Annotated in this window: 21 protein-coding genes; 10 read left to right on the top strand and 11 right to left on the bottom strand. The window is 60.3% G+C overall.

Translation table 11 applies throughout. The features are described from left to right. Positions 1-36: 36 nt before the first annotated feature. The 7 genes from JDW18_RS15505 (at position 37) to JDW18_RS15535 (ending at position 6,469) form a co-directional block, all read left to right on the top strand. Positions 37-1,122 carry a porin gene (locus JDW18_RS15505; protein WP_218240291.1) on the top strand — a complete coding sequence of 362 codons (1,086 nt, stop codon included), beginning with the start codon at positions 37-39 and terminating at the stop codon, positions 1,120-1,122. 360 nt (positions 1,123-1,482) lie between these two features. Continuing rightward, entirely contained in the window at positions 1,483-2,364 is an 882-nt protein-coding gene (locus JDW18_RS15510) for a dioxygenase family protein (RefSeq protein ID WP_218240292.1), read from the top strand. Positions 2,365-2,383: 19 nt separating this feature from the next. Then, entirely contained in the window at positions 2,384-3,148 is a 765-nt protein-coding gene (locus tag JDW18_RS15515) for an SDR family NAD(P)-dependent oxidoreductase (protein ID WP_218240293.1), read from the top strand. A gap of 20 nt (positions 3,149-3,168) precedes the next feature. Next, positions 3,169-4,062, top strand: coding sequence for a beta-keto acid cleavage family enzyme (locus JDW18_RS15520; RefSeq protein WP_218240294.1), 894 nt, complete (start codon positions 3,169-3,171; stop codon positions 4,060-4,062). 45 nt (positions 4,063-4,107) lie between these two features. After that, positions 4,108-5,094, top strand: a complete 987-nt coding sequence (locus JDW18_RS15525; protein WP_218240295.1) for a quinone oxidoreductase family protein — start codon at positions 4,108-4,110, stop codon at positions 5,092-5,094. Between the two features lie 20 nt (positions 5,095-5,114). Continuing rightward, positions 5,115-5,492, top strand: a complete 378-nt coding sequence (locus JDW18_RS15530) for a cupin domain-containing protein (RefSeq protein WP_218240296.1) — start codon at positions 5,115-5,117, stop codon at positions 5,490-5,492. Further along, the gene (locus tag JDW18_RS15535) at positions 5,489-6,469 is read left to right on the top strand and encodes a Bug family tripartite tricarboxylate transporter substrate binding protein (protein WP_218240297.1); all 981 of its coding nucleotides are present in this window, start codon (positions 5,489-5,491) and stop codon (positions 6,467-6,469) included. The genes JDW18_RS15530 and JDW18_RS15535 overlap by 4 nt, the downstream gene beginning before the upstream one ends. Before the next feature lie 51 nt (positions 6,470-6,520). On the opposite strand, the gene JDW18_RS15540 is transcribed toward JDW18_RS15535, so the two are convergent. Both JDW18_RS15540 and JDW18_RS15545 read right to left on the bottom strand, forming a co-directional pair. Beyond that, the gene (locus JDW18_RS15540) at positions 6,521-7,528 is read right to left on the bottom strand and encodes a LacI family DNA-binding transcriptional regulator (protein WP_218240298.1); all 1,008 of its coding nucleotides are present in this window, start codon (positions 7,526-7,528) and stop codon (positions 6,521-6,523) included. Between the two features lie 68 nt (positions 7,529-7,596). After that, positions 7,597-8,079 (bottom strand): DMP19 family protein, encoded by a 483-nt coding sequence (locus JDW18_RS15545; protein ID WP_218240299.1) that lies wholly within the window; start codon positions 8,077-8,079, stop codon positions 7,597-7,599. Positions 8,080-8,340: 261 nt separating this feature from the next. On the opposite strand from JDW18_RS15545, the gene JDW18_RS15550 reads away from it, so the two are divergent. After that, positions 8,341-8,511 (top strand): hypothetical protein, encoded by a 171-nt coding sequence (locus JDW18_RS15550; protein WP_218240300.1) that lies wholly within the window; start codon positions 8,341-8,343, stop codon positions 8,509-8,511. 80 nt (positions 8,512-8,591) lie between these two features. Here JDW18_RS15550 and phnX read toward each other — a convergent pair whose 3' ends face one another. From phnX to phnD, 5 genes are all read right to left on the bottom strand, one after another. Then, a complete protein-coding gene (phnX, locus tag JDW18_RS15555) occupies positions 8,592-9,455 on the bottom strand; it encodes a phosphonoacetaldehyde hydrolase (protein WP_218243935.1) in 864 nt (287 codons plus the stop codon). A gap of 134 nt (positions 9,456-9,589) precedes the next feature. Continuing rightward, positions 9,590-10,675 (bottom strand): iron-containing alcohol dehydrogenase PsrA, encoded by a 1,086-nt coding sequence (gene psrA / locus JDW18_RS15560; protein ID WP_218240301.1) that lies wholly within the window; start codon positions 10,673-10,675, stop codon positions 9,590-9,592. Positions 10,676-10,795: 120 nt separating this feature from the next. After that, a complete protein-coding gene (gene phnE, locus JDW18_RS15565) occupies positions 10,796-11,632 on the bottom strand; it encodes a phosphonate ABC transporter, permease protein PhnE (RefSeq protein ID WP_218240302.1) in 837 nt (278 codons plus the stop codon). Beyond that, complete coding sequence (gene phnC, locus JDW18_RS15570) at positions 11,629-12,459, bottom strand: phosphonate ABC transporter ATP-binding protein (RefSeq protein ID WP_218240303.1); 831 nt, start codon at positions 12,457-12,459, stop codon at positions 11,629-11,631. Before phnC ends, phnE begins: the two co-directional genes overlap by 4 nt. Beyond that, entirely contained in the window at positions 12,456-13,331 is an 876-nt protein-coding gene (phnD, locus tag JDW18_RS15575) for a phosphonate ABC transporter substrate-binding protein (RefSeq protein ID WP_425514743.1), read from the bottom strand. The genes phnC and phnD overlap by 4 nt, the downstream gene beginning before the upstream one ends. A 147-nt stretch (positions 13,332-13,478) precedes the next feature. Between phnD and JDW18_RS15580 the strand changes: the two genes are divergently transcribed. Continuing rightward, on the top strand, positions 13,479-14,342 hold the full coding sequence (locus JDW18_RS15580; RefSeq protein ID WP_218240304.1) for a LysR substrate-binding domain-containing protein: 864 nt from the start codon (positions 13,479-13,481) through the stop codon (positions 14,340-14,342). A gap of 24 nt (positions 14,343-14,366) precedes the next feature. On the opposite strand, the gene JDW18_RS15585 is transcribed toward JDW18_RS15580, so the two are convergent. From JDW18_RS15585 to JDW18_RS15595, 3 genes are read right to left on the bottom strand one after another with little or no spacing between them, the layout of a single operon-like run. After that, on the bottom strand, positions 14,367-15,353 hold the full coding sequence (locus JDW18_RS15585; protein WP_218240305.1) for an SMI1/KNR4 family protein: 987 nt from the start codon (positions 15,351-15,353) through the stop codon (positions 14,367-14,369). Between the two features lie 54 nt (positions 15,354-15,407). Then, positions 15,408-15,908: an SMI1/KNR4 family protein gene (locus JDW18_RS22810; RefSeq protein ID WP_343216755.1), complete on the bottom strand. Its 501-nt coding sequence runs from the start codon at positions 15,906-15,908 to the stop codon at positions 15,408-15,410. Positions 15,909-15,921: 13 nt separating this feature from the next. Further along, on the bottom strand, positions 15,922-17,079 hold the full coding sequence (locus JDW18_RS15595) for a PA0069 family radical SAM protein (protein WP_218240307.1): 1,158 nt from the start codon (positions 17,077-17,079) through the stop codon (positions 15,922-15,924). A gap of 351 nt (positions 17,080-17,430) precedes the next feature. On the opposite strand from JDW18_RS15595, the gene rnk reads away from it, so the two are divergent. After that, positions 17,431-17,838: a nucleoside diphosphate kinase regulator gene (rnk, locus tag JDW18_RS15600; protein WP_218240308.1), complete on the top strand. Its 408-nt coding sequence runs from the start codon at positions 17,431-17,433 to the stop codon at positions 17,836-17,838. A gap of 61 nt (positions 17,839-17,899) precedes the next feature. Here rnk and JDW18_RS15605 read toward each other — a convergent pair whose 3' ends face one another. Further along, complete coding sequence (locus JDW18_RS15605) at positions 17,900-19,072, bottom strand: acyltransferase family protein (RefSeq protein WP_218240309.1); 1,173 nt, start codon at positions 19,070-19,072, stop codon at positions 17,900-17,902. Between the last annotated feature and the right edge of the window lie 42 nt (positions 19,073-19,114).

The following is a 19,114-nucleotide window of genomic DNA, read 5'->3' on the forward strand; positions in this document are numbered from 1 at the left end:
ATTGAGCGCAACCCATCTTAGTGACTGAGGGAATCCATGAAATCCAACTCTTACGCCCTGCTGGCATTGCTGGCCCTGGGCAGCACCAGCGCGGCCCTGGCGCAAAGCAGCGTCTCGCTGTATGGCCGCATTGATGTATCTGTCGAACAGCAAAAGTACGGCGGCGCCAAAACCACCGGCATGGCCAGCAATGGCTCGTTCATCGGCCTGCGAGCACAGGAAGACCTGGGTGGAGGTCTGAAGGCAGGCTTTGTGCTGGAGTCCAGCATCAACGCCGATAGCGGTAGCGGCTCCAACACATGGGGCGAGGACGATACGTTCAACTTCAAACGCCGCAGCGAAGTCAATCTGGCCGGCAACTGGGGCATGGTGCGCATGGGCACGTTCAAGCACGCATCGTACGAAGCCACGGCGCAAGCCATCAGCTGGCATAACGACAATGTGGGCTCCACCGCAGACAGCTTCAGCAACGCCAACTCACACTCCAATGTGCTGGCCTATCGCACCCCCAGCCTGGCGGGCCTGAGCGCTGAGCTGCAATACCGCTTTGGCGAAAAAGCCGTCTGGTATGACGATATTCAATACCGTGATGGCGTTGACCTGGGTGTGCGCTACGAACGTGGCCCCTGGGGTGCAGGCTTTGGCTATGCACAGAGCACACTCAAAGGTGATGTGCACGGCGACAAGCTCAAGGACAAGGACTATTCGCTGCGCGCCAGCTATGACACCGGCACCTGGGCGCTGGGTGCCTACTACCAGCGCAGTGAAAGACGTGATCTCTGGCCCGGGCTGGAACAGTCCCACGCCCACAGCAACACGCTGCGTATCGCCGGTAAGTATGTCCTGGGTGCCTCCGAATTCCACGCCAGCATCGGCCGCAAAAATTTCTCTTTTTCTTCAGAAAGTCTGAACCCGAGCCAGCCTGGATCAATGCGTGAAAAGTCCAGCATGAACCAGTGGCTGCTGGCCTACCACTACAACCTGAGCCGCCGCACCAAGGTCTATGCCTTCTACGGCCATCAGGATGACGTACCCGTCACGCAAAGCTTTTCCAGCCTCTGGCAAGCTGGCATCAACGGCAACTTCCGCAGCATGGGCGTAGGCATGCGTCACCAGTTCTGACGCGCCGCCCACATTCCACAAACACCAAGAGGAAACCGCCGAAAGGCGGTTTCCTTTTTTCTATCCAGCCATGTGCAGAAGCCCTCAGTGCACCGGCTGTTCATCGGTTTGCGCTTTCAAACACTCTTCAAAAAGAGCATTGAGGCATCCGTGCCTGCCTCGCAGCAAACCTTGTTGCTCACACACGGCTTTCTTCCCCATAAGGGCAATCGTTTTCCCTAAATTTATAAGGAAAGCACACACATTGATTCAAATCAGTGAGTTCATCATCTTTTCAAAGCTGTTTCTTTGGCATAAATTGAAGGCAATCGTTTGCCTTAATCAATTTATTCATCGGCACAAATCAGCAAGGAGACCGCGATGTGTGAGCATGTTTTCCCCTCTACCAGCCCTGAGGCGCTGCTGGCCGCAGTGCTGAAGTCCAACGCCAACACCGGCAATCCGCGACTGAAGGAAATTCTGGAGATCGGCATCCGCCACCTGCATGCGTTTGCACTGGAGGCCGACCTTGCCCCCGCCGAGCTGGAAGTGGGCTTGGACTTTCTGGTCGCCATCGGCCAAGCCAGCGGCCCCAAAAAGCATGAAGGCATCTTGCTGGCCGACATCCTGGGGCTGGCCACGCTGGTTCAGCTCAACGACGCCCGCCACGCGCTGGAAGCTGGCGGCACCGAGCCTGCACTGATCGGCCCGTTCTGGCGTGCCAACCAGCCAGAGCGCAAAAACGGCGAGCGCATTTCCACTGACGACACACCCGGCCCGCGCCTGACGGTCACCGGGCAAGTGTTGTCGCTGGATGGCACGCCACTAGCCGGTGCCCGCGTGGAAACCTGGCAGGCATCGCCCAAAGGGCTGTATGAAAACCAGGACGAGTCCCAGCCCCGCATGAATCTGCGTGGTCGCTTTGTGACCGATGAGAACGGGAGCTTCTCGTTCGAAAGCGTGCGCCCCGCAGGCTACCCGGTTCCAGTGGACGGCCCCTGTGGCGAGCTGCTGGCCGCCCAGAACCGCCACACCATGCGCCCCGCCCATCTGCACTTTCTGGTGGTGGCCCCCGGCCACAAGGTGCTGGCCACGCAGTTCTTTGATGTGGATGACCCCCATGCCCAGGATGACGTGGTGTTCGGTGCCGTGGGCTCGCTGCTGCGCCAGTTTGAGTCTGATGGCGCAAGCGGTTTCAAGCTGGATGTGAAGCTGCGCATGGAGCCGGGCGAGACCCGTGTGCCCAAGTGCCCCATTCCCTAAGCCGCCGCAGGAGCACGCCATGAGCCACACTTTCTCTCCTCTCGATCGTCTGGACGGCCAGACGGTCGTCATCACCGGCGGCACCGGGGCCATCGCTGGCGCAGCCGCCATGCGTCTGGCACATCTGGGCGCACGCATCGTGCTGCTGCATCGCGGCGGCCCGGAAAAATCTGCAGCGCTGCTGCAGTCTCTGCCCGGCACGGGCCACGGCGCAGTGTCTGCCTCGGTCACCCACAGCCATGAACTGAGTGCCGCTGCCCAGCAAGTGCAGCAGGCGTTTGGCGGCGCGCAGATTCTCATCAACTGCGCAGGCCACACCCAGCCCGTTCCAGCCAGCGACCTGGAAGGCCTGACCGACGCGCTGATCGACGAAATGTTCGCCAGCAACTGGCGCGGCACGTTTGCAGCCATTCGAGCCTTTGCACCGCAGCTGGCCGCCAGGGGCGATGGCTTGATCGTCAATATTTCTTCCATCGCGGGCAGCACGGGGCTGGGCAGCAATCTGGCTTATGCCTCATCCAAGGCAGGCATTGACGCACTGACCAAAGGACTGGCCAAGACGCTGGCCCCCAAGGTGCGCGTGCTGGCCGTCTCCCCCGGCGTGGTGGACAGCGGCTTTGTCTCTGGTCGCGATGCCAGCTTCAACACCAAGGTCGGCGCAACCATTCCGCTGCAGCGCGTGGGCACGGCCGACGACGTGGCGGCCGCCATCGCCGCCTGCTGCACCAGTCTGCGCTATGCCACCGGCAGCATTTTTGTGGCCGACGGTGGCCGCCACCTCTGACTTTGCCCAGGAGATTCACCATGAGCCAGCCCACCATCCTGACCTGTGCCGTCACCGGCAACCTCACTACGCCCGAGCAAACGGCCTATCTGCCCGTCACCCCCGAGCAGATCTCCATCGCCTGCATCGAAGCCCATGACGCCGGAGCTGCCGCCGTGCACATCCATGTGCGCGACCCCAAAACCGGCAAGCCCTCCATGGATGTGGACCTCTATGCCCAGGTGGTGGAAACACTGCGCAAGGAACGCCCGGAACTCATCATCAACCTGACCACCGGCCCCGGCGGGCGCTATGTACCCAGCGCCGATGACCCCAAGGTGTTTGCCGCAGGCACATCGCTGCTGCCGCCCGAAGCCCGTGTCGATCACATTGCCGCGCTGCGCCCCGATATCTGCTCGCTGGACCTGAACACCATGAACTCTGGCGAGCAGGTGGTGATGAACACCCCCGCCAATGTGCGCCGCATGGCGAAGGTGATTCGCGAGGCAGGCGTAGTGCCCGAGCTGGAATGCTTTGACACCGGTGACCTGGTGCTGGCCCAGCAGCTGATTGCCGACGAGTACCTGCAAGGCCCGGGCATCTACAGCTTTGTGATGGGCGTGCGCTACTCGCTGCCCTTTAACACCCAGGCCATGCAGATGGCGCTGTCGCTGATTCCGCACAAAGCCGAGTGGACAGCCTTTGCCGTGGGCCGCCATGCGTTTCAAGCGGTGGCCCAGGCCTATCTGCTGGGCGGCAATGTGCGCATCGGTCTGGAAGACACGATTTATCTGGACCGTGGCCAGCTGGCCAGAAGCAATGCAGAGCTGGTGACCAAGGCCCGCCGCATTGTGCAGGACCTGGGCGGCACGCTGGCCACCAGTGCCCAGGCTCGCCAGCGCTGGGGTCTGCGCGCCAGCAACCAGAAGGCCTGATTTTCATCTCTCTCCCCTATCCATCCTCCTCAACGAAAGCCCACCATGACTGTTGCCCAATCTCTGCGCCTGAGCGCCAAGGCCGCCACCGCCGCCGACATCGCCCCCGCCATCGTCAATCAGACCCAGCCTGCTGCCACCGCCACGGAAGCGGTCATTGAAATTTATGCCGCTGCCGTCAACCCCAGCGATGTGAAAGCTGCACTGGGCTCCATGCCCCAGGCCGTGTGGCCACGTACCCCCGGCCGCGACTTTGCGGGCCGCGTGATTGCAGGGCCTGAGGACTGGGTAGGCCAGGATGTCTGGGGCACGGGTGGCGACCTGGGCGTGACACGCGACGGTACCCACGCCCGCTATCTGGTGCTACCTGTCAGTGCTCTGAGCCGCAAACCCAAAAGTGTTTCTGTGGCAGCCGCTGCCACTGTGGGCGTGCCCTTTATCACCGCCAATGAAGGCCTGCGCCGTGCTGGTCTGAAAGGTGAGGGGCAGACACTGATCGTCTTTGGCTCCAATGGCAAAGTGGGCCAGGCCGCAGTGCAACTGGCCACTCGCGCGGGTGCCCAGGTCATTGGCGTGGAGCGCGGCTCCAGCCAGTACCGTGGCCATGCATCGTCCGCCGTGACCGCGTTTGACGCCCAGGACCCCGATCTGGTGCAAAAGCTGCTGGATGCAACCGGTGGGCGCGGTGCCGATATCGCCTACAACACCGTGGGATCGCCTTACTTTGAGACTGCGCTGGCCACCCTGGCCATCGGCGGCACGCAGATCCTTATCTCGACCATCGAGCGCAATGTCTCCTTCGACATTCTGGCTTTCTATCGCCGCAATCTGCAGATGCTGGGCGTGGACAGTCTCAAGCTCTCCGTTACCCAATGCGCCCAGGTGCTCAACCAGTTGCTGCCGGGGTTTGACGATGGCTCGCTCAAGGCTTTTGAGGTGGACGAGTCTTCGCTGATTCCGCTCAGCGGCGCCGCCGACGCTTACCGCAAAGTGCTCAGCGGCTCCATGGACCGCGTGGTTCTGGCCCCCTGATTACCCCCCAGGAGCACGCCATGCATGTCGTTCCCATTACCGAGGCTCCCGCCTATGAAGCACCTGGCCATATGCAGATGGCCATGCAACGACTGCAGGGCATGGAGGCAGGGCCTTCCGGCAGCGTCTGGATTGGCTGTTCCCTGCTGGAGCCTGGCGGCGGCACCACGCTGGCTGGCTCAGACCTTGAAAAGTTCTACATCTGCCTGGAAGGCGTGGTGCAAGTCACTGCGGTTGCTGACGGTCACCGTCAGGAAACGCATCTGCACCCGCTGGACAGTTGCCGCATCGCCCCCGGAGAAGCACGTCAGTTGTTCAATCCCGGCACCACCGCAGCGCGCCTGCTGCTGGTGATGCCACAGAGGACCTCAACACCCCCACAGGAGACAAGTCCATGAACCGCAACCGCATCACCACGATCTGCGCCGCCCTGCTGCTGGGCAGCGCCCCCCTGACCAGCGCACTGGCACAGGACCCCTACCCCAACAAACCGGTGCGCATCATCGTGCCGTTCACCGCCGGGTCTGCTACCGACATCATTGCCCGCGCCGTAGGCGAAGGCTTGCGCAAGGAACTGGGCAACCAGCCCGTCATCGTGGAAAACAAGCCCGGTGCCGGGGGCACGCTGGGGGCAGCGCAAGTGGCCAGCTCACCTGCTGATGGCTATACGCTGCTGGTTCATTCTGCCGGTCATGTGGCCAATGCCGCGCTCTACCCCGGTCTGCGTTACGACCCGATCAAGGATTTCAAGCCTCTGGCCATGCTGGCCTCCGTGCCCAATGTGCTGGTGGTTTCGCCCAAAGCCAACTACAAGGATCTGGCCGCGCTGGTTAGCAAAGCCAAGGCCGAGCCTGGCAAGCTGCTCTACGCCTCTGCAGGCAATGGCAGCGCCACACACATGAACGCCGAGAAGTTCAGAATTGCATCCCAGATTGATGCCGTGCATGTGCCCTACCGCGGCACCCCCGAGGCGATCACGGATGTGATCTCCGGTCAGGTCAACTGGTTCTTTGCCCCCATCACCAGCGCCATCCCCATGATCAAGGATCACAAGCTGCAGGCCCTGGCCGTTGGCTCGCCCCAGCGCGCCACGGCACTGCCCGATGTGCCGACAACAGTGGAAGCGGGCTTTCCCAACTCATCCTATGACTTCTGGATCGGGCTGTTTGCCCCTGCCAAGCTGCCGCCCGCATTGGCTGAGCAGATCAGCAAGGCCACGGCCACTGCCCTGCGCTCTGATGCCGTCAAGGCGCGCTTTACGGCTCTGGGTGCCAACGCGCCCCATGTGGAGCCTGCGCAGTTCGAGGGTTTTGTAAAAGCCGAATCTGCCGTCGCCACCAAGCTGATTCAGCAAGCCAAAATCACGCAGAACTGAACGCCGTTCTGCGGCTCAGAAAGCGCTCTGTACCGGAGCGCTTTTTTGCTTTTAGCGGCGCGTGGCCGTCGAAGCACGTACCACCAGCGAGGGCGTGAGAATGCGCGTTGTCGTGGCCTGACCATCACCGTTGATATTTTCCATCAGCACCTGCGCAGCCTGACGCCCCATTTCGGCCACCGGAATATGGATGGTAGTCAGCGGCGGCTGAACAATGTCCACAAACGGCATGTCGTTGTGCCCCACCAGAGACACATCGGCAGGAATGGCAATGCCCAGCTCCCGTGCCACATCCATCACCCCCAGCGCCAGCAGATCGTTGCTGGCAAAGATGGCGGTGAATGGTCGGTCATGCAAATTCCAGCCTTCAAACAGCTGCCGCGCCGCCTTGACGCCTTCTTCTCGCGTAAAGGCCTGAGCATCCACCACCATGGGCGGCTCACTCTGCATCAATTCAAGAAACGCCTTCTTGCGCGCCGCGCCTGTGGATGACGAGGCAGGGCCTGCCACATGCGCAATCCGCTCATGGCCCAGCGCCCGCAGATGGGCGATGGCCAGATGGGTGCTCTCCTGGTCATCATTGACCACACTGGAAAAGCGCCGCTCGCCCAAGCCTCGGTTGACTAGCACCGTCGGAATCTTCTGCTGCACGGCTTCTTCCAGCATGGCGTCACCGCTCTCAGCGGCCAGAATCAGCAGCCCGCTGACCTGGCGCATGGCCAGCTCCTGCACCAGACGGGCCCGCGCCTCCTTGCCCTCCGGCGGCTGGGTGATTAGCGCCAGCATGTCGTGCTTGCGCAGCTCCTGCTCCAGCCCCTTGACGATGGGCGCAAACAAAGGGTTGGCCAGATCGGGCACGATGATGGCAGCCATATTGCTGCGCTTGGTGCGCAAAGAGGCCGCAACGATATTGGGCTGATACCCCAGACTGCGCGCCACGGCTTCAATCTCGGCCCGCTTGGCTGCAGACACCTTGCCCGCTACGCCGCGCAAAGCACGCGAAACAGTGGCGGCATGGACTCCGGCGGCCTTGGCAACATCGTCAATGGTTACAGGCATGTATTCACTCTTGGCTAGGGGAATCTGATTTTAAGAACGTGCGGACGAAAACTGCCCCTCACCCTCAGTCAACTTGAGGCGCCACCTTGCCCCTGCAACCAGCGCGCTGCCACCGTGCAAGCCTGGCCCAGCAGAGGCTGGGCCTCATCTTCAAAATGAGTAGCGGTGGCAAAGTAGCCCAGAGACACCTCATGCAACGCATTCTTGAACGGGCTGGCACTGACAAAGTCACCCGCAAGAAAGTCTTGGTAGGCCTTTTTATCTGCCAGGCAGATGCGCACAGCCTGCTCATAAAAACGCAAGGTGTTGCTTGCATTGAAGTTTTGAAACATCTGCGCCATTTCGGCCAGATATTCCCCGCCTGCATTGAAAAACAACTGGGCAAAGCCGCCGTTTATAAGGTTTCTGGCCACAAAAGCCGCCAGCACCACATCCATCACCTGCTGGGGTGGATGAGAGGTACTCGCGGTTCCATGCTGTAGTTTCACAGCCAGAGCACAAAGGGATTCCAAGCCCAGCGGCTCTTCGGGTGAATGGTGTTCAGCAGTCATTGCAGCAGATGGACGATCAACACCATCCCATCCTAGCGAGGCTTTACCCCTATTCCTGTCAACTCTCCAAGCCCTGCTCCAGGTCGCGTTCCATGAATCATTGCAGATACCTATAAATGGTTACCTCCTACAAGGTATTTCCTATCAGACTTCATTTGTTAAATCTATCGACTTATATTTATCAATAGCAATAAAAAGCATGATGGCATCAAGACAAACGCGATGCGACACACGCAGCGCTGTAACGCAAGGGGATGCATCATGATCGGACTGGCTTTTGCTGCAATTCTGGGTTTCAAGGCTGGCGCAGGCTTTCACTCCAGCTCGCTGTTCCTCGGCGGCATCATGGGCGCCACGGCCAGCACCGTGAGCTTTATTCTGGGCAACGACGTGGTGCAGAACTATCCGCACCTGATTCCTGCGTTCTTCTGACATCCATGAAAAAGGGCTACCCGTGGTAGCCCCTGTGCAATCACCGCAGTTGACGCTGCAAGTGCGTCAACCTGCCAGCATCAAGCTGGCTTGCGCCCGGCGCGCATATCCGCCGCAATAGCCTGCAGCACCTCAGGCAGATCCGCCACGCTGCGCACCACATAGTGGGCACCGGCTTTTTTCAGCTTGGCTTCAGCCACCTCCACACGGGCCTCAACGTCTGCTGCATCGGCCTTGGCAAACTCTTGCACGCTGTAACCTACTTCGTTGCCCGACAGGCTCAGGCCCACGGTCCACATGCCTGCATTCAAGCCTTCTTCAATGCCGGGCACGGTGTCATCCACCTTCACACAGGCGCGCACATCGCCAATGCCCAGCGCCAGCACATTGGCCAGTGCCATGAAGGGGCCAGGGCGGCCACCGGCTTCCAGTTCGTCACCCGCCACCACATAGTCAGGCTTAACGCCTGCCGCTTCAGCCTGCGGCAGCAACTGATTCAGCACTTCACGGGGGTAGCCCGAGCAGGAGCCCACCTTCAAACCATTGGCGCGCAGCCACTGCAGGGTCTGCACAGCACCTTCGATAGGGGCGGAAAACTCACCCACCTTGGCAATCTGCATGGGCATGAAGCGGGCATAAATCGCGTCCACATCTTCATTAGCAGGCGCACGGCCAAACTTTTCCAGCCACTGGGCGGCAATGCTTTCATCCTGCAGCAGCTGGCGAATGTGATCCCACTTGGACAAGCCCATGGGGCCGCGTGCCTGGGCCAGCGTGATGTGGATGCCGAAGGTGGCAAAGGCCTCGACAAAGATCTGCGTGGGCGCCAGCGAACCAAAGTCCACCAGCGTACCGGCCCAGTCAAAGATGACGGCTTGCAGCGGAGACAAGTCTGCGGATTTTTCGCGCCCAGCGGCGCTGGATGCTGTGGACAGGGCTTGCATTTCGGTGTTGACGTTGGAGTTCATGAGTGGATGGCAGGTTGCTATGGACAGGAGAGTGCGAGGCCTCACCCAGGCTTTGTGCAATCAATGGCAGCAGACAGAAGGGAGACATCGCAGAAAAGAGTTATGTATCGTTAAAGCGCGCGAATGAAATTGCGCCCGCGCGGGCCACTGGCGGCCTTGTGAACCATGGCCTGCCAGTCATCCGGCGCTACGCCGTAGTGCGCAGGATCGGTGGCAACACCCAGCCCTTGCAGGAAAGCGCGCAGGCGTTCAATCGCCACCGATGGGGTGCTTGCATCAAAGATGGACAGCAAGGCGGCATCGGCCACGGGGTCAGCACCCAGCGCCATCTCCAGCACCAGCGGAAGGCTGAATGAGCAGGCCAGGCCATGCGGCACACCATGCTGCAACGTGATGTCGTAGGACAGCGAATGTGCCAGCGCTGTCTTGGTGTTGGAAAACGCCAGCCCGGCCAGCAATGCGGCTTCGGCCATATCGGCGCGCAGCGCCAGGCTGCCCAGGTTTTTCATCAAGGCAGGCAGCGCAGCCATGGTGCGGCGGGCGGATTGCACGGCCAGCGACATGGAAACGGGGTTGCGGTTGACGTTCCAGATCGACTCCAGCGCGTGCGATAAAGCATCCAGCCCCGAAGCCAGCGTGGCGCCAGCGGGCAGGCTGGTCATCAGTTCTGCATCGATGACGGCTGCCTCGGGCCAGGTGCATGGCTGGTGCAGAGAATATTTCTGTCCCCCGGACTGATCCCAGATCGTGGCCCAAGGCGTCACTTCGCTGCCCGTGCCTGCTGTTGTGGGAATAGCGATCAGCGCCTTGTGGCCCGCAGACGGCAGCGAGCCGCCCTGCTTCAGCACCGCCAGCAGGTCTTCAAACTTGCCACTGGGCGTATGACAAATCAGGGCCTTGGCCGAGTCAATGGCGCTGCCGCCACCCAGCGCCACAATCACCGGCACATCGGCATGTTCGCGCTGCACCTGCTCATACAGCGGTGCCAGCCATTGCACATCGGGGTTGGGGGCAATGCTGTCGATCACGCCGCGCAGTTGCGCGCCCAGCATTGTGTGCACGCGCTGCACCAGGCCCAGAGCTTGCGCTTCAGGGAAGGTGACCAGCAGGCAGCTGCGGCCATTGAGCAGCGCTGGCAGTTGATCGAGGCTCTTGCATCCCACGCTAATGTGCACGGGGTTTTGATAGGTCCACACGAGAAAGGCTTTCAGAGAATTTTGGGTAAAACCAGCCCCTGGCGCTTATCCATAAAGCGCCAGCAGCTCATATTTCAGGAGTTTTGAATCGGCCATGCATCGCATGCATGGCGCGAAAAATCAGTGGCGTGCGCCCTGCTGGATGCGGCTGCGCAGCCAGTTGGAAGCCATGTCGGCAGCAATCACCATCACCGTGATGACGATGATGCAGGTAGCCGTTTCCTGGTAGCGGAACAGCTTGAGACTGCTGACCAGCTCAAAGCCCAGACCGCCTGCCCCCACCATGCCCAGCACGGTGGCAGAGCGCAGATTCACTTCAAAGCGGTAGAGCACCACCGCAATCCAGGCCGTGATGACCTGCGGCACCACGCCAAAGGCAATGATCTGCAACTGGCTGGCACCGGCGCTGCGCAAGGCCTGCAGCGGGCCATCGTCAATTTCTTCAATGGCCTCGGCAAAGAACTTGGCCAGCATGCCCATGCCATGCAGGGCCAGCGCCAGCACACCGGGGAACGGGCCCAGCCCCACGGCAGAGACAAAGACCAGCGCCAGAATCAGCTCGTTGATGCTGCGCACCACGTTCAAGAACTGGCGTGTGATGCGGCGCAGCCAGTGCCAGCTGTGCAAATTGCTGGCCGCGATAAAGGACAGCGGCAGCGCCAGAATTACCGACAGCAAAGTACCCCAGATCGCAATCTGAATCGTCTCCAGCGCAGGCGCCCACAGGCGCGGCAGAATGTCCCAGTCGGGCGGTACAGAGCGCGAGAGAAAGTCGCCAATCTGCGGCATGCCATTGGCCAGTTCGCTCCAGCTCATCTGCGCACCAGAAGCGCTCCAGTGCAGCACCCAGCCAATGACCAGTGCCATCGCAGCGTAGCCCAGCCATCCGCCCGTGCTTTCGGGGCGTGCAGCCGTCCACTGCCAGCGGTCTTCTTGCTTCAGGGTATTACTGCTCATTGCAAACCGCCCGCTGTGGCCGCAAGCGGCATGGCCTTGGGCAGCCATGCGCCAGGCGTGGTCAGCACCGCGTCTTTTTCACCTGCCGCCTGCTGCGGCATGTCGGTGTTGTAGATGGCGTTGAGTGCTGTCTCATCCAGCGAATCGGGTGCACCATCAAACACCATGCACCCTTGCGACAGGCCCACCACCCGGTCTGAAAACTCACGGGCGTAATCCACCTGGTGCAGATTGCAAACCACAGCAATGCCCAGCTCTCGCGTGGCATCACGCAGATATTGCAGCACGCTGCGCGCTGTCTTGGGGTCCAGACTGGCCACGGGCTCGTCCGCCAGAATCACCTGTGGCTGCTGCGCCAGTGCACGGGCAATGCCCACGCGCTGCATCTGCCCACCGGACAGAGCTTCCGTGCGCTCATCGGCCTTGTGGGCCAGCCCCACACGCTGCAGACACTCGTCGGCCAGTGCAATGTCGCTTTGCCGGAACAGCTGCATGACCGAGGCCAGCGTACCCACCTGGCCCAGGCGCCCCGTCAGCACGTTCTTGCGCACCGACAGGCGCTGCACCAGGTTGTGGTGCTGAAAAACCATGGCCACATGGCGGGCCAGATCGCGGCGCGAATGTTTTTGCATCAGGTCAATGCCGCCCACCTGCAGCGTGCCGCTGTCGGGCTGATTCAGCCCGTTCATGCAGCGCAGCAGCGTGGACTTGCCTGCGCCGGACAGCCCCAGCATGACCACGAATTCACCAGCCTTCACGTCCATGTCGATGCCGTGCAGCACATGGTTGCTGCCATAGCTTTTGCGCAGATTGCGGATGGTGATCATTTCATCTTCCCCAGATCCAGATTCAGCGCCTTAGCAGTCTGGCGCACCACGTCGTAAGCCTGATCGTTGGTGGGCGCAAAGCCGTTGAGCTCACCACGGTCGCCCCAGGGCAGGCCCTTGATCTCGGCCAGTGCAGTGGCTACTTTTTTCTTGGTGGCTTCATCCAGATTCTTGCGCCAGGCCATGGGTGACTCGGGGATGTCCTTGGAGCGCCAGATGATCTGGAAGTCTTCGGCCTTCACATGGCCCTTGGCCACAGCGGTCTGGAAGATCGGGGCGGCCACCGCCGCCGCATCCACCTTGCCGTTGGCCACCGCCATGATGCTGGCGTCGTGCGAGCCCGAGAAGATCACGCGAGAGAAGTATTTGTCGGTATCAATGCCGTCGCCCTTGAGGCCCGCCTTCGGGAACAGATGGCCCGATGCAGAGCTGGGATCGACAAACGCAAACGTCTTGCCCTGCAACTGGGGCACGGTGCTCAGGCCCTTGTCCTTCTTGCTGATGATGATGCTGTTGTAAGAGCTGCGTCCCGACTTCTTGGCTACGGGAATCGCAAACGCTTCGGCGTTGGCCAGCTGCGATGCCAGCACATAGGAGAAGGGGCCGAAGTAAGCCACATCGATCTTGCCCGAGCGCATGGCTTCGATCACGCCGTTGTAATCGTTGGCGACAAAAGGCTTGACCTTCATGCCCGTCTTGGCCGCCAGTTGCTCCATCACCTGCTGGCTGGCACGCATCATGGCCTGCGCATCTTCAGAAGGGATCAGGCCCACGCGCAACTCCGTGGGCTGCTGCGCCATCACACCGGAAGTGGCGGCCAGAGTCAGGCTGGCAACAGCGGCTTTCAGCCAGGTTTTGCGGGTCATTGTCATGGAGTTCATCCTTTGCATTTCGATCATTCGCACCGCCTTTGTGTGGTGCGTTGGCTCGAATATTAGGGACGACATATGACTGTCATGTGAAAGCTTCAGAATCAGTTTTGACAGTTTCCATAGATCAAACCTTGAGATGTAATCTTCATGAGCACCGCCCGCTACCGAGCCTTTATCGCCGTGGCCCAGCAAGGAAGTCTGAGCGCTGCCGCACGTTCTCTGGGCCTGAGCCAGCCCACGATATCGAGCCAGATCGCCACGCTGGAGCGACAAAGCCAGATTGAGCTGTTTCACCGTCAGGGCTACCGCATGAGCCTGACCAGTGCGGGGCACAAGCTGATGACGCTGGCGCAGAAGCTGCTGGCTCTGGAGTCGGAAGCCGAGTTCTTTCTGCGCGACTCCGGCAAGCTCCATCAAGGGGAACTCAAGATCGGCGCCGTGGGGCCGTTTCATGTCATCGAAATGGTGGCGGCCTACCGTGCGCTGCATCCTGGAATGCAGCTGTCGATTCGCATGGGCAACTCGCAGCAGGTGCTGCATGACCTGGAGAACTACAGCACCGATGTGGCCGTGCTGGCGGGCCTGTACGAACGCCCGGAACTGGTGGCCCGCGAATATGCACGCCACTCCATCATCTTGTTCGCCCATGTGGACCACCCGCTGGCGCAGCGCGAGCAAATCGACATTGCAGCCCTGCACAACCAGGCATTGCTGCTGCGCGAACGAGGCTCCACCACGCGCACAGCCATGGAAAAAGCACTGGCAGCCGCCAGCGTGAAACCACAACTGAATCTGGAAATTGGCAGCCGCGAAGCCATACGCGAAGCCGTGGCACGCGGCCTGGGCATTGGTGCGGTGTCAGAGGCTGAATTCATTCCCGATGCCCGCTTCAGGCCGATTCGCATTGCGGGCGACCCGGCCAGCACCACGACCTATGTCTATTGCATGAAGGAGCGCAGCGACAGCTTGCTGGTGCGCTCGTTCTGGGAAGCGATTGAGGACAGAAATTAAAGGCAGATACCTTGCTCTGAACAATCAGTCGTCGTCCAACTCTTCATCCTCGGAAGGCTCCAGACCGCGAATGAACTCGGCGAAGTTATCGGCCACATAGCTGATCTCGTAATTCGACTCCTGATTGACCGACACCACGCAGGGCTCACCGTCAGGGCCGCAATCCGAATAGTCCAGAAAAATCATCTGGTGACCGGCGCTGATGGTGTCGGCAATCGCAATGCCAATCTCTGGATAACGCCATTCTTCAATCCAGAACTTAGCACCCCGGCTTCCGCACAGCGAATAGGGTTTGCTGCGATCAATGCCAAAGATACTTTCCACGGAAAACGCCGCAGTCGTCCAGTCCCGGCGCAAAGCATTGGGGTAGCAATTGCGTGCCAAGATGCCGCCATTGCGCAGCTGAATCAGCGATTTGTAGGCACCTGGCAGGCGAAAACCCAGCTCGGTCTCGATCGCCGCAAAATCCTCGGTCGTTGGAGTGGCTCCGGTGTATTGGCTCAGCGAATATTCGCTGTCATCCCACAGGCCCGCCAGATCTTGCGCGCTGAACTTGGCATCCACAGGTGTTTTGCTGCGCGCCGATCTTCGCTGGGCTTCAAAGCTTTTCATCTCCAGCCGCCGCGGTGCCCACATCTCGGCGCGCTCCACCCATTTGCTGACCGACTTGGGGAAGTAAGTGCCGGGCAGCTCATCAATTTCCTCCAGCCCCAGGGTCTGCGCCTTGAGGAACCAGGGCAGCGCCTCATCTTCGCGATTCATTTGCCACAAAGTCAGCGCTCGGCGCAGGCAATACCACGGCTCATCACCACTGCGATCGGCAATCCCGTCCAGCGTTTCAAGTGCTGCAGGAAATTCGTCCTCATTGAACAGCGCCCGCGCCAGCAGGCTCAGCAGCTCATCACTGCGTTCAGCTGCAGGCAAAGCCTCAATCGCGGCTTTGATCTTTGCGTGCTCTTGCGCTGTGTGCCAAACGGCAATCTGGTTCAATCGTTCTTGAGATGAATTCATAGACATTCCTGTTGGGGCCAGCGCTGCCAGCTTCAAGCTGTTCTGTGCAGACCTCTACTGCTGTGACCTTGGCCGAAACACCCAAGGCAAAGCACCCACACCGAACAGATTCGCCCCCTGCCCCAGCAACTGGAAAAACTCTGCCGTCGTGGCGGCAATCACGACACCGTCAAAACTGCGCGGTGCAATGCGAATGACAGGGCAAGCATCTGGTGGCATGCGAATCAAGTCATGCAAGTGCCAGCCGCACATATCACCGTTGTCGCTGCTGGCAAAGACCAGTACATCGGCCGTGGGCTCCAGCAATTCCTGCAAGTCATCATCCATAAAGGAAGACAGCAGCTCCTCGTGCGTGCTCATATGCTCCGGCGCATGAAAGTGCAGAAATTCGCCCCAGCTTCCAGGGCCGAGAAGCCTCAAAAAGTCTTTATAAGCGGAGGGAATCTCAACGCCATGCGTGGGCTGCACAAGTCCAGAGCCGGGTTCCGGGTGAACTCCTTGGTTGGCACTGGCTTTGGCGAGATTCGTAAACAGGGTTTGCAGGTCGGCGGTCATCACGAACTCTTATTCAAAACAGGGATTGCTGCGCAGACAGGCGACTGGGGTGATATTGGCTGCAGTCCAGCACCACTCTGTCGCGATTCAAGCCCAGCTTGCGACAAGCCAGCCCAAAACGCTGGGCCAGCATATCAGCCCATGCCCCGGTGCCTTTCATGCGCTGGCCGAACTGGCTGCTGTAGACCTTGCCTTCGGCCCGGTCCTCTTCGCGGATGCCATGCAGGTCACGCACACGCTCCATCACGCGCTGGGCGCGGTCGGGGTAATGCAATTGCAGCCACTCCTCAAACAGCGGCGCCACCTCCCACGGCAAACGCAGCACGGCATAAAAAGCCTGGCGGGCACCCGCCTCTTGTGCAGCGGCCAGAACCTGCTCCAGGTCGTCGTTGAGAAAAGGAATCTGCGGCGCCAGGCTCACGCCGACGGGAATGCCTGCTTCGCTCAGGCTGCGAATCAGGCGCAGCCTCCGGTGCGGCGCGGCGGCTCGCGGCTCAAGGCGGCGGGCCAGCTCGGGCTGCAGCGTGGTCAGGGTGATATAGACGGCCACCAGATTTTTCTGCGCCAGCGGAGCCAGTAAATCCAGATCACGCTCTATGCCTGCGCCTTTGGTAACGATGGAAAACGGATGGCGTGCCTGCGCCAGCACTTCAATGGTTTTGCGCGTCAGGCCCACTTCGCGCTCTATGGGCTGATAGCAATCGGTGACCGAGCCCAGCATGACTGTGGCTGCCACATGGCCGGGGCGCGACAGCTCTTTGCGCAGCACCTGCGGGAAATTGGCTTTGGCGACCAGGCGAGTTTCAAAATCCAGCCCCGGCGAGTAGCCCAGATAGCTATGCGTGGGCCGGGCATAGCAATAAATACAGCCATGCTCACAACCACGGTAGGGGTTGAGGCCCAGATGAAAAGGCAAATCAGGCGATCCGTGGCGGCTGAGCGCAGACTTGCACTGCTCCCACTCCAGCTGGGTACGCCACGGCGCGGTGCCGCTCTCACCATCCTCTGGCACGACCTCGCCCCAGCCATCATCAAAATCCAGGCGCGCATCGCGTGCAAATCGGTGAGCGATCTGACTGGCAGAGCCACGCCCCTTGATGGCGATCACAGGCCGGACCACATCATTGCCTGTGGTTGCGTCCTGCTTGTGGAGTGGTGGCTGACTTTTCATGAAATAACTGTATAAAAATACAGCTATTTCAGCAAGGATTTTTGTTTTCCCATCGTGCCTCCTGGGTCAATACTGTTACAGCCAATGCGCGTTGATTTTTCTGAAAATCGGCTGTTTCGCTTATGCATAAAGCGCCAGCAGCTATCAAACAAGGAGCTTTCTGGCAAGCAATTCGCACTGGCGGAGTGCGAGATGGCTTGGAGCAAACCCAGCTTGCACCGACAATGACGCCAACGCACCAAAAAGGTGCTTTTTCATCGCCTTGGCCCGGACAACACCGTTGCCCGGGCTTTTGTCCGTTTGCGCAACGCGAAAAGCGCCAACCACACCACCAAGCAAGGGAGTCACACCATGGAGCGCAAGCCCCAAATCACTTTGTCGTCCTTGGATCTGGAACGCATTGAGACTTTGCTGGAAAAGAACTCCAGCAACTTTCCAGGCCGCGATGCGCTGGAAGCCGAACTGGATCGCGCAGATGTGCTCGACCCTCAGCAAATGCCACCCACTGTGGTGACCATGAACTCCACCGTGCGCTTCACGATGCTGGAGAGCGGCAAGGCCAACACCCTGACCCTGGTCTACCCCAAGGACATGGATGGCAGCGCTGACAAGGTCTCGATTTTCGCCCCCGTCGGCATTGCCCTGCTGGGCCTGTCTTTGGGTGACGAATTCAAGATGCCCAGCCCAACCGGCCAGGTCACCGTGCGCGTAGATGCCATCGTTTTCCAGCCCGAAAGCTCTGGCGAGCTGCACCGCTGAGGATTCAGTGCCCACAAAAAAGCAGCTCCGCGGAGCTGCTTTTTTCATGCCCTGCGCCCGTTCAGCGCAAGCCTGCCAGCAGGGTTGTGAAGAGGCCAACCCCAATCAAGCCAGCCTGCCAGCGCAGCGCCTGGCTCCAGGACGAGACATGGCGCTCGACCAGCTGATACAGCACATAACCTGCAGTCAGCGACAACACGAAGGCAAAAGGAATGCCCATCACTGCCGCCGTGACCGAGCCATGCCAGAAGTGGTTGACCACCGCATTGACCAGCAGGCAGATGGAGAAGTGAATCAGGAATACCGAGTAGGAAATCTCGCCCAGACGGCGCAGCGGGGCAAAGCCCTTCCAGCGCGCAATGCCCTCCGTGCGCATGCAGACGATCAGCAGCAGCCCGGTCACACCAGCCAGAAAGATGCGGTCGCGCCATTCATAGACCAGAGCGCCAATCGCCAGGGCGGCAATCAGCATGGCCCAGCTCCAGGCTGTGCTGCGCTTTTCTGCTGCCACGGCCCAGTAGGCCATCATGCCCAGCCCATAGGCCCCCATGAAGTAGATGGCCCAGACGTCCAGATCCGCATCCAGATTGAAACTGAAGAGCGATGCAGCAGTCAGCGCCACGACCAGCGCCTGCATGCCAGTGACGGCCCAGGGCCACCAACCCTTGACTGTGGCCTCGCCCCAGCGCTTGACTGCCAGTTGCTGCAAACCACGCACACCCGCCAGAAGCAGGACCGTGCCTGCAAACAGCTGAAAGTCTATGGACACATACCAGACACCGGCGGACAGAGACTCCTCGCCCACAATGTTCTGCAGCAGCAGCGCATGGGCAAACAGCTGCCAGAGGTCTGGGTCTGCCGAGACGGACTCGTGATCGAACCAGGGGCGAATGGCTGCAGAGACGACGATGGTCACCACCAGCGCCACGGCATAAGGCACGACCAGGCGCACAAAGCGCTTGCCGACTTTGGACCATGGCGAATCAAACCGGGCCAGCCCCTGCGGTGCCAGGCTTGCAGCCGCCAGGAAGCCACCAATCACCAGAAAAATCTGCACCGCCATGCGGGCGTACTCATAGAGCCAGTCCAGCAAATCCGGCATGACAGGATGCGCCACATCGGACATGGGGCCATAGAACGCCAGGTGATGCCAGACAATGGCCGCGCAAGCCAGGCCTTTGGTGCAATCAATCAGAGCGCTACGAGAGTGAGAGTTGTTTGAGCTTTGTGCCATCGGTGTCCTGTGCCCTGCATTCCTTGATGGCAATGCGGGCCG

It is taken from the genome of Comamonas fluminis (genome assembly GCF_019186805.1).
In the GTDB taxonomy this organism is placed as follows: Bacteria; Pseudomonadota; Gammaproteobacteria; order Burkholderiales; family Burkholderiaceae_C; genus Comamonas; species Comamonas fluminis.

What these genes read in the sequence shown, in the direction of transcription:
- JDW18_RS15505 (WP_218240291.1), top strand. Translation starts at nt 37, where the DNA reads ATGAAATCCAACTCTTACGCCCTGCTGGCATTGCTGGCCCTGGGCAGC.
- JDW18_RS15510 (WP_218240292.1), top strand. Translation starts at nt 1,483, where the DNA reads ATGTGTGAGCATGTTTTCCCCTCTACCAGCCCTGAGGCGCTGCTGGCC.
- JDW18_RS15515 (WP_218240293.1), top strand. Translation starts at nt 2,384, where the DNA reads ATGAGCCACACTTTCTCTCCTCTCGATCGTCTGGACGGCCAGACGGTC.
- JDW18_RS15520 (WP_218240294.1), top strand. Translation starts at nt 3,169, where the DNA reads ATGAGCCAGCCCACCATCCTGACCTGTGCCGTCACCGGCAACCTCACT.
- JDW18_RS15525 (WP_218240295.1), top strand. Translation starts at nt 4,108, where the DNA reads ATGACTGTTGCCCAATCTCTGCGCCTGAGCGCCAAGGCCGCCACCGCC.
- JDW18_RS15530 (WP_218240296.1), top strand. Translation starts at nt 5,115, where the DNA reads ATGCATGTCGTTCCCATTACCGAGGCTCCCGCCTATGAAGCACCTGGC.
- JDW18_RS15535 (WP_218240297.1), top strand. Translation starts at nt 5,489, where the DNA reads ATGAACCGCAACCGCATCACCACGATCTGCGCCGCCCTGCTGCTGGGC.
- JDW18_RS15540 (WP_218240298.1), bottom strand. Translation starts at nt 7,528, where the DNA reads ATGCCTGTAACCATTGACGATGTTGCCAAGGCCGCCGGAGTCCATGCC.
- JDW18_RS15545 (WP_218240299.1), bottom strand. Translation starts at nt 8,079, where the DNA reads ATGACTGCTGAACACCATTCACCCGAAGAGCCGCTGGGCTTGGAATCC.
- JDW18_RS15550 (WP_218240300.1), top strand. Translation starts at nt 8,341, where the DNA reads ATGATCGGACTGGCTTTTGCTGCAATTCTGGGTTTCAAGGCTGGCGCA.
- phnX (WP_218243935.1), bottom strand. Translation starts at nt 9,455, where the DNA reads ATGCAAGCCCTGTCCACAGCATCCAGCGCCGCTGGGCGCGAAAAATCC.
- phnE (WP_218240302.1), bottom strand. Translation starts at nt 11,632, where the DNA reads ATGAGCAGTAATACCCTGAAGCAAGAAGACCGCTGGCAGTGGACGGCT.
- phnC (WP_218240303.1), bottom strand. Translation starts at nt 12,459, where the DNA reads ATGATCACCATCCGCAATCTGCGCAAAAGCTATGGCAGCAACCATGTG.
- phnD (WP_425514743.1), bottom strand. Translation starts at nt 13,331, where the DNA reads ATGACAATGACCCGCAAAACCTGGCTGAAAGCCGCTGTTGCCAGCCTG.
- JDW18_RS15580 (WP_218240304.1), top strand. Translation starts at nt 13,479, where the DNA reads ATGAGCACCGCCCGCTACCGAGCCTTTATCGCCGTGGCCCAGCAAGGA.
- JDW18_RS15585 (WP_218240305.1), bottom strand. Translation starts at nt 15,353, where the DNA reads ATGAATTCATCTCAAGAACGATTGAACCAGATTGCCGTTTGGCACACA.
- JDW18_RS22810 (WP_343216755.1), bottom strand. Translation starts at nt 15,908, where the DNA reads ATGACCGCCGACCTGCAAACCCTGTTTACGAATCTCGCCAAAGCCAGT.
- JDW18_RS15595 (WP_218240307.1), bottom strand. Translation starts at nt 17,079, where the DNA reads ATGAAAAGTCAGCCACCACTCCACAAGCAGGACGCAACCACAGGCAAT.
- rnk (WP_218240308.1), top strand. Translation starts at nt 17,431, where the DNA reads ATGGAGCGCAAGCCCCAAATCACTTTGTCGTCCTTGGATCTGGAACGC.
- JDW18_RS15605 (WP_218240309.1), bottom strand. Translation starts at nt 19,072, where the DNA reads ATGGCACAAAGCTCAAACAACTCTCACTCTCGTAGCGCTCTGATTGAT.